General features: G+C 51.8%; 9 protein-coding genes. 3 read left to right on the top strand and 6 right to left on the bottom strand.

What is annotated here, in order from left to right; all coding sequences use genetic code 11:
- Nucleotides 1-71: 71 nt before the first annotated feature.
- Nucleotides 72-2,549, bottom strand: coding sequence for a penicillin acylase family protein (locus tag FEE96_RS10930; protein WP_138163087.1), 2,478 nt, complete (start codon nucleotides 2,547-2,549; stop codon nucleotides 72-74).
- Between the two features lie 112 nt (nucleotides 2,550-2,661).
- Between FEE96_RS10930 and FEE96_RS10925 the strand changes: the two genes are divergently transcribed.
- Nucleotides 2,662-3,534: an NAD(P)-dependent oxidoreductase gene (locus FEE96_RS10925; protein ID WP_138163086.1), complete on the top strand. Its 873-nt coding sequence runs from the start codon at nucleotides 2,662-2,664 to the stop codon at nucleotides 3,532-3,534.
- An 80-nt stretch (nucleotides 3,535-3,614) separates the two neighbouring features.
- Here FEE96_RS10925 and FEE96_RS10920 read toward each other — a convergent pair whose 3' ends face one another.
- Nucleotides 3,615-4,190, bottom strand: a complete 576-nt coding sequence (locus tag FEE96_RS10920; RefSeq protein ID WP_138163085.1) for a lipid-binding SYLF domain-containing protein — start codon at nucleotides 4,188-4,190, stop codon at nucleotides 3,615-3,617.
- Nucleotides 4,191-4,338: 148 nt separating this feature from the next.
- Nucleotides 4,339-5,337 carry a porphobilinogen synthase gene (gene hemB, locus FEE96_RS10915; protein ID WP_138163084.1) on the bottom strand — a complete coding sequence of 333 codons (999 nt, stop codon included), beginning with the start codon at nucleotides 5,335-5,337 and terminating at the stop codon, nucleotides 4,339-4,341.
- A 166-nt stretch (nucleotides 5,338-5,503) separates the two neighbouring features.
- Between hemB and FEE96_RS10910 the strand changes: the two genes are divergently transcribed.
- Nucleotides 5,504-6,028 (top strand): component of SufBCD complex, encoded by a 525-nt coding sequence (locus FEE96_RS10910; protein ID WP_138163083.1) that lies wholly within the window; start codon nucleotides 5,504-5,506, stop codon nucleotides 6,026-6,028.
- Nucleotides 6,029-6,055: 27 nt separating this feature from the next.
- Nucleotides 6,056-9,511: a transcription-repair coupling factor gene (gene mfd / locus FEE96_RS10905; protein WP_138163082.1), complete on the top strand. Its 3,456-nt coding sequence runs from the start codon at nucleotides 6,056-6,058 to the stop codon at nucleotides 9,509-9,511.
- Nucleotides 9,512-9,521: 10 nt separating this feature from the next.
- On the opposite strand, the gene FEE96_RS10900 is transcribed toward mfd, so the two are convergent.
- From FEE96_RS10900 to FEE96_RS10890, 3 genes are all read right to left on the bottom strand, one after another.
- Entirely contained in the window at nucleotides 9,522-10,199 is a 678-nt protein-coding gene (locus tag FEE96_RS10900; RefSeq protein ID WP_138163081.1) for an SH3 domain-containing protein, read from the bottom strand.
- Nucleotides 10,196-11,857: a tetratricopeptide repeat protein gene (locus FEE96_RS10895; RefSeq protein WP_138163080.1), complete on the bottom strand. Its 1,662-nt coding sequence runs from the start codon at nucleotides 11,855-11,857 to the stop codon at nucleotides 10,196-10,198. The genes FEE96_RS10900 and FEE96_RS10895 overlap by 4 nt, the downstream gene beginning before the upstream one ends.
- Before the next feature lie 70 nt (nucleotides 11,858-11,927).
- On the bottom strand, nucleotides 11,928-13,151 hold the full coding sequence (locus FEE96_RS10890) for a multidrug effflux MFS transporter (RefSeq protein ID WP_246079407.1): 1,224 nt from the start codon (nucleotides 13,149-13,151) through the stop codon (nucleotides 11,928-11,930).
- Nucleotides 13,152-13,319: the final 168 nt, after the last annotated feature.

Here is a 13,319-nt window from a genome sequence, read left to right as displayed (position 1 = left end):
CTGACCTTAGCCAAATGTTCTTGCTGCCCATCAATCCGTTCAAATGTGAAACACATTGATGGGCAGCACGGTCATTTCTGTAACGGCTGAATTCGTGTAATTCCAACCGCTGCAGCGCGCGCTAGATCTACATCAAGTGACATTGGAATATACTCACCCCTCCGCCACAACTGCGCCATGTCATCATAGAAACGAGACAGGAAGTGACCCGATTGCCCAGTTGAGGTTATGAAGACTGAACTGTCCGGGTCTGAGAAATCATAGACTCCACGATAGCCAGCTGAATGAACATTCTGAAAGGGATTGGGATCTTCGCCTGAACTCAGACCACGTTGAAGGGTGTTGTCGCCACCACTTGTGGATTGACGGATGTTTACGAAGAATCGAAGTAGGGGAACGTCTCCCAAGACCTCGTGGTCATGTGTTGCCTGATGAGCATCACCCCATCTTAGAGACTCAAGCGCTGGCCCGTAACGTTCGTTAATCCAAACCAAGGCATCGTCTAGCGCCATTCGGGCCATATCAGTGCAGCTTTCTTTGGGTGCGCTTTGGCGAATATCACACCAGGCAGATGCGCCATCAACATCTCGAAATACGCGTTCAATAAACAGCGGTTCCACATGTTTGAATTCGCTGGCCAGAGGTCCTAATTCATCAACGATTAACCGCGCTTGAAGGGCCCTAAGCCAGGCCGCATAAATAAGCGGCTCTGGAAGGTGCTCGTTCATTTCGCCGTTCCACTCGGACAGCAGACTTAATGCGGTCTGCTGTTGACGTGCTAGTGTACCCTCGGTAGCGGCGTTGGACGTGAACCAGAGATCTGCACCAATGAGAGGAAGTAGGGAGCGAGCAGTGTAGGAAACTGTGTCTAGCTGTGCTTCGATGAAGCTATCCCGAGTATGAACTTGGCGTGTCTGCATCAGCTTTTGCCAGCGATGGATACGCTGTGTGTCACCCCAGTTATATGACACGTGATTGGGAAAAGGGCGTTCAAGGAGTTTGTTGTTTGTGTTGCCCAATATGCCACCAAGCGGGCTAACAAATTGCGGATTTGCAGCATAGGGCGATCTCCCCTGCCAACGGTTTTCACGACGCCAGCCTTGATTTGGCAGGCGTCCTTGGCTTTGATTACGGGCATTGCGTTGCGGCACAGAACCAATGGTTTTCATTGCAATGGTTTCTTGATCCGCCAAAACAAGGTTTTGCGGTGGTGCAATGAAGTTCCCCCCTGATACCAATGCGTCTTGCACATTTTGGCTTCGCATTAGCGAAATTGCAGCGCTCATGGAGGTATCGGTATCGCTTAGAGCTGTCCATGCAAGGCTGGCAACATGTCCAGAAGGTGTCACAGCAGACAAACCATAAAGGGAGCCGGGTAAAACTGGGCCGTTCTCACTCCATCTCAGGATGAGTGTGATGGGCTGCGAACCTTTAATTTGAATGATCGAAGGTCGAGACGTAAATCGTTTATAGCCATTCGGGGTTAGGTATTCCTCGGGGTTCTTAGGGTTGAGCTTTTCAATGAAAATATCCTGGTCATCAACATAAGACGAGGTAACACCCCAACCTAACTGATCCGACCGGCCGACAATCACAGCTGGAATGCCGGGTAAGGTCGCGCCAATAACTCCTCCCGTAGCAAGTTCCATACGTGCCAAATACCACAGGGTAGGAGCGCTCAGTCCCATATGTGGATCGTTGGCCAGCAAAGTACCACCCGAAGCAGACCTGGCGCGAGCAGCAGCCCAGACATTTGAGGCCCCAGCCAAACCGCGGGGCGCAAAAGGGGACATTGCAGCCTGTGGCATCGACTCTGTCTCGGCGTAGCGTTTTAGGTCTGGGAACAACTGGGCATATTCTGGTAAGGCAGCGACGCCGGTGCCTGGAGCATCTGGAAGAATATCGAGCAGGCGTTCTGGATCGTCCAGCATCAGCATAGTCCTGGCACGGAGGACTTCGTCTTGAAGCTGCCCGGATAACTTCAGAGCCATAAGTTTCATCACCGCAATACTGTCAGCTGGCTGCCAAGGGGCGATGGGAGCGTTGAAAACAAACATTTCTGGTGCACCTCGACCAAGGGCGCTGTCGTTGATCTCACCAAGGCGTGCATTGACACCTGCAGAGTAAGCAGTGAGGGCGGCCAGCGTCCCCTGATCTTGAGCGCTGACCGACTGTTGAGCCAGTCGATACAGGTCAAGACGACGCAATAAGCTATCAGTCTCCACTGTTCGGCTGCCAAATACTTCGGATAGCCGACCCTGTACGGTACGGCGAAGCATAGTCATTTGCCAGAGCCGGTCCTGTGCATGAGCGTAACCAAGGCCAAAGTAAACATCTTCGTCGCTAGCGCCGAAGCTTCCGAATATATGGGGAACATTTGCATTGTCGCGGACAATTTCGACAGGCGCCGAAAGCCCTGGCAGGGCAATGTCTTTGTCATAGTCTGGGAGGGATTGCGACGCTAGAAAATATGCAAGCCCGAGCCCCAAAACCATCAAGACAAGTAATGCTGTGGTCATTCTCATGAGCCAGCGGAAAAGGAGTCCCATGGATGGTCTGTTCCTTCAGTACAATTCAATTTCGGTCGAAGGTGATTGAACCTTTCGACGCGGATGTTAGGGTCGCGCCAACATAGGCGAAGTCTGGTTGAGGGGAAAGCAGATGGCAAAAATAGCATTCTTAGGTTTGGGCGTAATGGGTTACCCGATGGCTGGACACCTTCAGAACGCCGGGCATCAAGTAACGGTTTACAACCGGACCACATCTAAAGCTGAGGCTTGGTCCGAGCAGTACGGCGGCGGTTGGGCAGTCACTCCGCGTGAGGCAGTGCAGGGGGCAGACTTCGTGATGTCTTGTGTCGGCAACGATGATGATTTGCGGGCGGTTTGCCAAGGCAAAGATGGGGCGTTTGTTGGCATGCAGAAGGGGAGTGTGTTTGTTGATCATACTACCGTATCAGCAAAAGTGACGCGTGAACTCTATGCGGCTGCCGAAGGACTCGGAATATCATTTGTGGATGCGCCAATCTCGGGTGGTCAGGCCGGGGCTGAAAATGCTGTCTTGTCGGTTATGTGTGGTGGCGATGAAGATGCCTTTGAGCGCGCAGCACCAGTAATTGATGCGTATTCACGTATTTGTCGCCGCATTGGTAACAGTGGTGCAGGACAGATGACCAAGATGTGCAACCAGATCGCAATTGCGGGGTTGGTACAAGGGCTAAGCGAGGCTTTGCACTTTGCGGAAAAAGCAGAGCTGGACGGCAGAGCAGTGGTAGAAGTGATCAGTCAAGGTGCAGCGGGAAGTTGGCAAATGGCCAACCGTTTCGAAACCATGATTGACGACAACTTTGATCACGGTTTTGCAGTGGACTGGATGCGGAAGGATCTGGGGATTTGTCTGGATGCTGCGGATGAAACAGGGGCCAGCTTACCAGTGACTGCCATCGTTGATCAGTTCTACAAGGACGTACAAAACAAGGGTGGCGGTCGTTGGGATACGTCTAGTCTGCTGAAGAGACTACGTATGCTGAGTTGATCGCCATCACAGCCAATCAATGATGACCAAAAACAAAGCGCACCTGTTTCAGTGCGCTTTGTTGTGAGGGTTGGTGTCGATCAAGGAATGATGCGGGTGTACTTTGATCCTTCGAGCGAGGCTCCGATTTGAAGGCCCGCTTGTCCAAACACTGCTGCCAAAATAGGTGAGGTCAGCGTATTGGTGTCGGTGGTCAATGTTTCACCCTTATCTTTGACGACATAACCGATATCAGCGCCTGCAGTCCAACCTGTCGAGCGGCGAAAAGTGCTTAGGGCGTCCTCAGTCATGAAGAACAGAACATGCGCATATTGCTGCACGCCAATCTGCAGACCCGCATTACCTTTGACGGTAGAATAATAATCAACAGTTGCACCATCAATGCGCAGTGAGCCCCGGCCATATCCACCACCAACAATGAAACCAGCTTCGGTCACCAATGGCATAATCAACATACCGGTTGAATTGTCGGACAACGTTCTGGTGTTTGGGTAAAGGCTATACATCTGGCTAAGAGTTGCATTTACGCGAGCATCAATAGTTGCTGCGCCGCTGCTGCCAACGCCATTGCCGCAGGCTGCGGTCACACCGGTCGTCGCTAAGGCGCCTAGGGCAAAACCACGTCGGGTCAGCCGGGAAGAAGAATTTCTAGTCATGAGTGTCACTGCCTGTAGTTGCTCGATAAAGGCCGGTTTTCCGGCTCTGTCATTGTTTATAAGCTTAAAACCGCCATATGTCATCTAGGAGCGCGCTATTATGCGCGGCTTCTTGCTGGAAGCCAGCCGAATGCGCTGACCTGGTGAATTACCTATTCAGCAGGCGAGCGACTTCTGGCGCGAAGTAAGTCAAAATGCCATCACACCCGGCGCGTTTGAATGCCATCAGACTTTCCAGCATCACCTGTTCGCCGTTGATCCAACCGTTTTGTGCAGCGGCTTGGATCATCGCGTACTCGCCGGATACTTGGTAAGCATATGTGGGGGCGCCAAATGTGGATTTAACGCGGTGGCATATGTCGAGATAGGCGATACCAGGCTTAATCATAACCATATCCGCACCTTCGCTAAGGTCTCGCTGTACCAGCCGTATGGCCTCATCACCGTTGGCCGGGTCCATTTGATAGGTTTTCTTATCTCCATTCAGTGCACCCGAAGCGCCAACCGCATCACGAAAAGGGCCATAATACCCCGACGCGTATTTTGCAGAATATGACAAGATCATCACATTGGAATGGCCAGCCTGCTCTAGAGCGTTACGCATTGCAGAAATTCGGCCGTCCATCATGTCCGAAGGACCAATGATATCGGCGCCAGCTTCAGCCTGGGCTAGTGTCATCTTTACCAGTGCCTCGACAGTCGCGTCATTGACGATTTCGCCGTCTACGACAAATCCGTCGTGGCCGTTAATGTTGTAAGGATCAAGTGCCACATCGGTCATTACTGCGATGTCTGGAGCTGCCGCCTTGATCGCACGAACGGCCTGGTTGGTCAGGTTGTCTGGATTCCAGGCCTCTACGCAATCTTCGGTTTTGAGGCTGGCGTCGGTATACGGGAACAAACAAATGGCGGGGATACCCAACGCTTGGGCTTCGACTGCAGCCTCTGCAATCTTGTCGACAGAGCGCCGGACAACACCTGGCATTGAAGGAATAGGCTCCTCAATACCGTTGCCATCGCGAACGAAGACCGGCCAAATCAGATCGCTTGAGCCAAGACTGTTCTCGCGGACCAAATCCCGGATCGCCGGAGTTGACCGGGTGCGGCGAAGGCGGGCGGCGGGAAAGCTGGCAACAGTCGGCGTCATGGATATCTCCTTAGAATACTATCAAACTGGGTGGCATGGATTACTGAGGGTTAACAAGTGCACAATCGTCGCGATCTTCGGAATATTGAGACCAGACCTTGTGCAGGCGGGCGGGGCAGTGGATACATGCCAACACTTGACTTAGCGTGGCGTAGGGAGCGCAGCCTTGGATTTAGTTGATACTTTGGTTGAGCTGATTGACCTGCGGTCGTTTTCCAATCTTTGGTTCTGGATTGCCCTTGCGGTCATGTGGTCGTCTGCCAGCCACTGGGTACTTGGGGTTCCAATTGATATGGTCTATCGCGCCAAGCGGCATGGTGGTCAGGCCGAACAGGATTTGGAAGATGTGGTTCGAGGCAATGTAAACCGTCTTATATACATTATGCAGGTGTCTGGTGCTTGGTTGCTAGCTCTGGTTTGTTTTGTCTTGTCCGGATTGCTGGTGTTGGGATTTTTCTACCATGTAGAATTTGCTCAGGCGGCCTTTTTGCTGGCTTTCCCATTGAGTCTGGTTGGTGTTCTTACCCGAGCAACTGCGGGGCGAATTGTACGGGACGGCATTTCGGGAACAGAGTTACAACAGGTTCTGGTTCGGTGCAGGCTGTATATTCAGATGATTGGCACAGTCTCGATCTTTGTTACTGCGATGTGGGGCATGTATCAAAACCTACAACTTGGCTTCCTAGGGTAGCAGGCCATGCAAGAGGAGAAGCGCACAATGGCGCAGCGTGTTATCACCATGGGCGGTGCGCCAGAAGGGTTTGACGCCCAGTTGATCCTCAAAGAGGTGAGCAAATCTGGCGAACCCGTGCTCCATGTGGCACGTGATGACAAACGTATGGAGGCGATGCGGGCAGCGCTTGCATTTTTTGCCCCAGAAATGCCGGTGTTTGTGTTTCCTGGTTGGGACTGTCTGCCATACGACCGGGTATCGCCTAATGCTGATATTGCAGCTGCGAGAATGGCTACTTTGGCGGCGTTGGTTCACCAAATGCCGAGCGAATTTATACTTTTGACAACATTGAACGCAGCGACCCAGCGGGTGCCGGCTCGCACCGTGCTGCGCGAAGCTGCGTTTTCGGCACAGGTGAACAAACGTATTGATGAAACGGCATTACGTAATTTTCTGGTTCGGATGGGGTTTACTCAAAGCCCAACAGTGATGGAACCGGGAGACTATGCAATCCGAGGTGGTATCATCGATATCTTCCCTCCAGGTCAAACTGGCCCGGTACGGCTGGATTTGTTTGGAGATGTGTTGGATGGCGCGCGTCGCTTTGATCCGGTTAATCAGCGGACCATTGAAAAACTGGATCTGATTGAACTGGCTCCGGTCTCCGAAGTGATCCTTGATGAAGCGGCGATCACCCGGTTCAGACAAAACTACCGGATAGAATTTGGCGCTGCTGGAACAGATGACCCGCTGTATGAGGCTGTGAGTGCAGGGCGTAAGCATCAGGGCATTGAGCATTGGTTGCCGTTCTTTCACGAAAAGATGGAAACTCTCTTTGATTATTTGCCAAAGGCAACAGTGACACTGGACGATCAGGTGACGCCAGCCCGGTTAGCCCGCTGGGAAACTATTGAAGATCAGTATGAAAATCGAAAAATTGCGATGCAGGCCAAAGGTCGGATCGATACTGTTTACAAACCAACCCCGCCGGAATTGCTATATTTGGATGACACCACTTGGGAGAAGGTTATTTCTGACCAGCGGGTGATCCAATTGCATCCGCTCCCGCAGGCCACTGGGCCGGGTGTCCTAGATGCTGGTGGTCGAATAGGCCGGAACTTCTCTCTAGAACGACAGCAAGAAAGTATCAGTCTTTTTGGCGCTTTGGCTGACCATATTCGGGCGCGGCTGATTGAAGGACCAGTTGTGGTTGCATCTTATTCCGAAGGTGCGCGGGAACGATTGACTGGGTTAATCGAGGATGAAGGACTTGCTGAAGTTATCCCTGTAATGAATGGCACTCGGATTGGGAAATCCGGGTTGCATCTGGCCGTATGGGCGCTGGAACATGGGTTTACGACCCAGGACATGACGGTCATTTCTGAACAGGATGTCTTGGGCGATAGATTAATCCGGGCGCCGCGTAAACGGCGCAAGGCAGAAAACTTTCTGACAGAAACTCAGTCCCTTAGTCCGGGTGATCTGGTAGTGCATGTTGACCATGGTATTGGTCGTTTCCTTGGACTGGAAGTTGTAACTGCGGCTGGCGCTGCACATGAATGCATCCTTCTTCAATACGCAGAAGCCGCCAAACTGTACCTGCCGGTTGAAAACATCGAGCTGTTGTCAAAGTACGGTCACGACGAAGGTTTGTTGGACAGGCTGGGCGGTGGTGCCTGGCAATCTAAAAAAGCCAAGCTGAAGGAACGTATCCGCGAAGTAGCTGACCGGTTGATCCGGGTGGCCGCTGAACGCGCCCTGCGTCGCGCACCCGTACTTGATCCGCCACCTGGCAGCTGGGACGCATTTTCTGCGCGGTTCCCATATCAGGAAACCGATGATCAATTGCGTTCTATTGGGGATGTCATTGATGATCTGACCTCGGGTCGCCCGATGGACAGACTGATTTGTGGTGACGTTGGATTTGGCAAAACCGAGGTGGCTATGCGCGCAGCATTTGTTGCTGCAATGTCGGGTGTGCAGGTTGCAATTGTTGCGCCAACGACGTTGCTGGCGCGGCAACACTACGCAAGTTTTGCTGAAAGATTTCGGGGGTTTCCTCTTGAGGTCAGGCAGTTATCGAGATTTGTTACAGCAAAAGACGCTCAGGCTACTCGAGATGGAATTTCGCGTGGCACAGTAGATATTGTCGTTGGCACCCATGCGCTCTTGGCAAAGAGCATCCGGTTTAAAGACCTTGGTCTTTTAATCATCGACGAAGAACAACACTTTGGCGTTGGTCACAAAGAACAATTGAAGCAGATGCGTAGTGATATTCATGTGCTGACACTAACGGCAACACCAATCCCGCGCACCCTTCAATTGTCACTTTCAGGGGTGCGGGACCTGTCTATCATCGGGACGCCGCCGGTCGACAGATTGGCGATACGAACCTATGTGAGCGAATTTGATACTGTCACCATCCGCGAAGCTTTGCTCCGCGAACATTACCGTGGTGGGCAAAGCTTTTACGTGGTGCCACGCGTCAGCGATCTTCCGGATATCGAAGCCTTCCTGAAAGACCAAATGCCCGAGCTCACCTATGTGATCGCCCATGGTCAGTTGGCAGCAGGTGACTTGGATGAGCGCATGAATGCCTTCTATGATGGAAAATACGATGTTCTGCTTGCCACAACCATCGTCGAAAGTGGGCTGGATATTCCTACCGCAAATACAATGGTGGTGCATCGGGCTGATATGTTCGGTCTATCGCAGCTGTACCAAATCCGTGGACGGGTGGGGCGTTCCAAAACCCGCGCTTATGCCTATTTGACCACCAAACCCAGAACCAAACTGACACCCGCTGCAGAAAAACGGCTGAGGGTTTTGGGGTCCTTGGATACGTTGGGCGCCGGCTTTACCCTTGCCTCGCAAGATCTCGATATCAGGGGCGCAGGAAATCTTTTGGGTGAAGAGCAATCGGGCCAGATGCGCGACGTCGGGTATGAGTTGTACCAATCCATGTTGGAAGAAGCGATCAGCAAAATCCGGTCAGGACAGATGGAAGGGCTGACTGAGAGCGATGACCAGTGGGCACCGCAGATTAACCTAGGTGTTCCAGTCCTGATCCCAGAAAAGTATGTACCTGACCTGGATGTTCGACTGGGCCTGTATCGACGTTTGTCATCACTCACCACCAAAGTAGAACTCGAAGGGTTTGCTGCCGAGCTTATTGATCGCTTTGGAAAATTACCCAAAGAGGTCAATACATTGATGTTGGTTGTACGGATCAAAGCGATGTGTAAGCGGGCTGGAATTGCGAAACTTGATGGCGGTCCAAAGGGGGCGACCATTCAGTTTCACAACGATAAGTTTGCTTCACCTACAGGGTTGGTCGAATTTATTCAGGCCCAGGATGGGCAAGCCAAAGTACGGGACAACAAAATAGTTGTAAGCCGCGACTGGCGCAGTGATGGTGACAAAATCAAGGGCGCCTTTGCAATTGCCCGTGACCTCGCTGAAAAAGTGGTTGCTGCCAAAAAGAAGAAAAAGACCGCTTAACGGTGGAGCATCAATCCCCTGCAACGAACGAGCAGAGCTGCCAGTCTCCGTTGGCAGTTTTTGTCAAAGACGCCCGATAACCGACTATTGGCCACAGGTAATCCCTGTGCATGTAACCTCTGCGACTGTCGCCAATTGTCACGTGTTGATACGGAGCGTTTTCGTCAAACTTAGCTATTGTCACAACTTCATGAGAAATCTGCTCTAGGATCGTCGCTTTGCTATCAGCCGACTGCCGAAGGGCAACATGGCGACCGTTTACAAAATAGGCCTCAAAAATGTCGATCTCGTCGGGCAGATCGATTTGCCAGTGAAATGGCATCCAGAATTCAGCACTGTCAGCGAAGTATCCTGGTTGCTGAAGTGTTTTTTGCAGGTTTTTCCAATATGCTTCACGCAGGGCGTCAGCCTGAGACCTGTATTCTTCACTCAGACTTTTTTCGGGCAGTGTCAAATTGTGCCGGAATTCATCGTGGCCCCCATTGCCGCCATGGCTAAGGTAAATCTGATTACAAGAGGCCGCAACGACTGCCTCAGTATCACGAGCTATGATGTCGGTGAGCAATTGGGTCCGAAAAATTGAAAGAGTTGGATCTTTTTCAGCCTGGTCGACCGGAGAGAGATGGATACGTTGGGCAACCAGTGGGCTTCCGAGGCCCACAAAACAAACGATAAGCGCCCTGATCATTCGTTTTCCTTCATTGCAACCTGTGCGCAGGCGCATGAGGCTGCGACCCGGTCTGCACGTGCCATAGCCAGGTCCAGGTTGTGCTTTACATGTTTGATCTCAGTGGTTTCTCCCCGAGCCTTAAGACAATCATGCAGTCCCTTGAGGCTCCAGACATTGCTGGGGTGTATTGATGCTCGTGATAAGGAGCCACCAAGCCCTAAATCCTCACGGTAAACAGCCTCGGCCTGTGCAACGTGACCTTGTTCAAACAGTAAGGCCCCCAGTGCATGACGCGTAGGTTGCATCCAACCCCAAGGTTCATCGTAGGGCAAGTTGTCATCTAACTCGACGGATCGTCTTAAATGTGCAAAAGCGATCTCATAGTTTTCTTTACGATATTCAATCTCACCACGTAACATTTCTGCTGCAATTTCAATTAGATCTATCACACGGTTGTTATGCATCAATCGCGTTTCTGGGATCCTAGCTTTTGCAGCTTGGAACAAAACCTCTTCTGTTTCTGCTTCAATAACACGTCCGGTCGCGGCAAATCCGATCGCGCGAGCGTAGTGAGTTGTGGCGGTCAGAGTGCGGTACAGATCCGGGTCCTTGGGCAACTCCAACGCCATCGCTTCGTCCCAGCGACCAAATCGGATCAGAATATGAGGGCCCATTGCCATGTAGCTTTCAAAATAGTCGGCCATCGGCGGGCTTTCTATGCGTAGCATTTCTTCTGGAACCGTTTCCCACATGCCTAGATTGGCGCGCTGCGCAGGCTCGTATTGTCCCAGGAACATCGCGCCATAAATGACAAAGTGATAGTTATGTTGGCGGTATCCAGTGTAGATATTATAGGCGCCTTCGCGGTGGTAATATTTTAGATCAGCTTCAACCGCTTTTTCGTTCCAGTGAACAACGTCTTTGTAATCGCCACACAGGACATCAATGTGAGTAGGCATATGGACCAGATGCCCGGCGTCTGGAACCAATGTGCGAAGGACGTCTCCGGCTTTCAGAGCCTTTTCTGGGCACGGCGACATTTCCATCAAATGTACGTAGAGGTGCAATAGACCTGGGTGTTGCATAGCTCCGGGTGCATGGCTCATCGCCCATTCCAACACCTCTTGCGTCTCAAGCGTGGCGGCACCCTCTGCAGGCTGTCCGGTTTTCAAATCCCACATTTTCCATGGCGTTAGGTTGAGTAGGCTTTCCGCATAGATTGTTCGAAGATCTAGGTGATCTGGGCATTCGGCAAATGCAGCGCGCATGGCATCTGCAAAACTAAAATCCCATGCGTGCATGTCGTCGATCAGCTCGCGCTGCGGGTAACGAGCGGCTAGAGCATTTATTAGAGCAGCCTCTGGCTTGGTAACACCTTCCACATGCGATATTGCCAGTTGTGCGGCATCAAAAGCAGCGCTTAGTGCTTTCTCTCGGCCTGGAACATCATGCAATTCCCAGGGCATATTGTAATTCGGACCAGAGGCGTAGGCGACCCCCCAGTGTGCCATCGCGCAGTTGGGATCATGTTCCAATGCCCGCTGAAAACAGACCACCGCTTCTTGGTGATTATAGGCATAAGTCCAGATTAAGCCGCGATCAAACCAGAGCTGAGCACTGTTGGAGGTGCTGGTAATGGGGCAGGTATAGTTGCCCAAATCATAGTAGTCGCTCATACAAAGTTCCTCCCCGCGAATGCGGAGAGGTTAGGGTTTTCAATGTACTACGGCAAGAAGGTCGTAGGGGCTATTCTGCTGGTAGGCGTGTTTCGACGCGCCCCATATGCAACATGAGCAAGTAAGCGACGATGATCATAGTTAAAATGCCAGATGTTAGTGGTAGCAATGAGCCATCAAAGAACAACCCAATTGGCGCGGCAATAACAGCTGCAAGCACCGTTGAAATTGCACCAATAACCGATGCCGCCATGCCAGCGATGTGTCCCATGGGCTCCATCGCCATGGCATTCAGATTACCCAAGGTCAAACCCACCATAAAAAACAGGCTGGTTTGCCAAGCTACGAACAGGCCAAATTGGAATGTGTCCGGTAGATTGGTGTTACTGAGAAACAGCACGGCAGTAGAAAACAGGATCTGGCTCGCCAGCGACCAGGTGACCATACGGCGCATTCCTACTTTAACAACAACAGCAGCATTAATCAGGCTTGCGCTTCCAGACATTAGTGCAACAAAACCAAACCAAAAAGGAAAGCTGTCAGCGCGATCAAATATCACGTCATACACGGGCTGCACCATGGTAAGCATTGTGAACAGTGCAGCCATACAAAGCGTCTGAACAAAAATCGATATACGTACCGCAGGATGGGCAAACATCTCGCGGATGGCACCGATCATCAAATGCAGCTGAAACGGGCGGCGATCTTCACGTGCGAGTGGCTCTGGCAGGCGAATACCCATCCAGATCACAATGGTGATTGCAAACAAGGCAAAGGCGATGAAGATTGCACGCCAGCCCGCAAAGGCGATGATGACAGTCCCGAGCATGGGGGCAATAGCAGGCACCAAAGTGAAAATCATCATTGCGATTGACATGAGTTTTGCCATCTCACGACCAGAATAAAGATCACGCACGATGGCCAATGCCACCACGCGTGGGCCAGCGGCTCCGAGACCCATTGTGACGCGGGCAAACAGGAGTAGTTCCAGAGAAGAACTTGCCCAGGCTACCGCAGCGGATACAACATACAGTGATGCTCCGGCGATAATCACCGGTTTGCGGCCAAAAGCGTCAGACAATGGGCCGGTGAAAAAGGTGCCGACCCCCATACCAAAGACAAAAGCAGTCAGAATGAGCTGCGCACGGTTGATATCATCCGCGCTGAGCGCAGCACCAATTTCTGGTAAAGCGGGCAGCATTGCATCGATGGAAAAAGCGATGGTGGCAAACATCATCGCAATCAACGAGATAAACTCGACCCTGGACATTTGATGGGCGGCTGGGTTGGACATATATTACCTCAGGCGGCACTTCAGTAGGATCCGGAAATCGGATGCAATCTGGGAACCGCTAAATTTTGGCGCTATCACAGAATTTGGCGCGCATCCAGAAACTGCGTCGCACAGATGGGTGTGCATTGATGTTGAAGTTACCTGAAAGGGACGTGCATCCCTTTCAGG

Source organism: Parasedimentitalea maritima (assembly GCF_005771405.1).
In the GTDB taxonomy this organism is placed as follows: Bacteria; Pseudomonadota; Alphaproteobacteria; order Rhodobacterales; family Rhodobacteraceae; genus Parasedimentitalea; species Parasedimentitalea maritima.
This window is presented reverse-complemented; position numbering and strand designations above follow the sequence as displayed.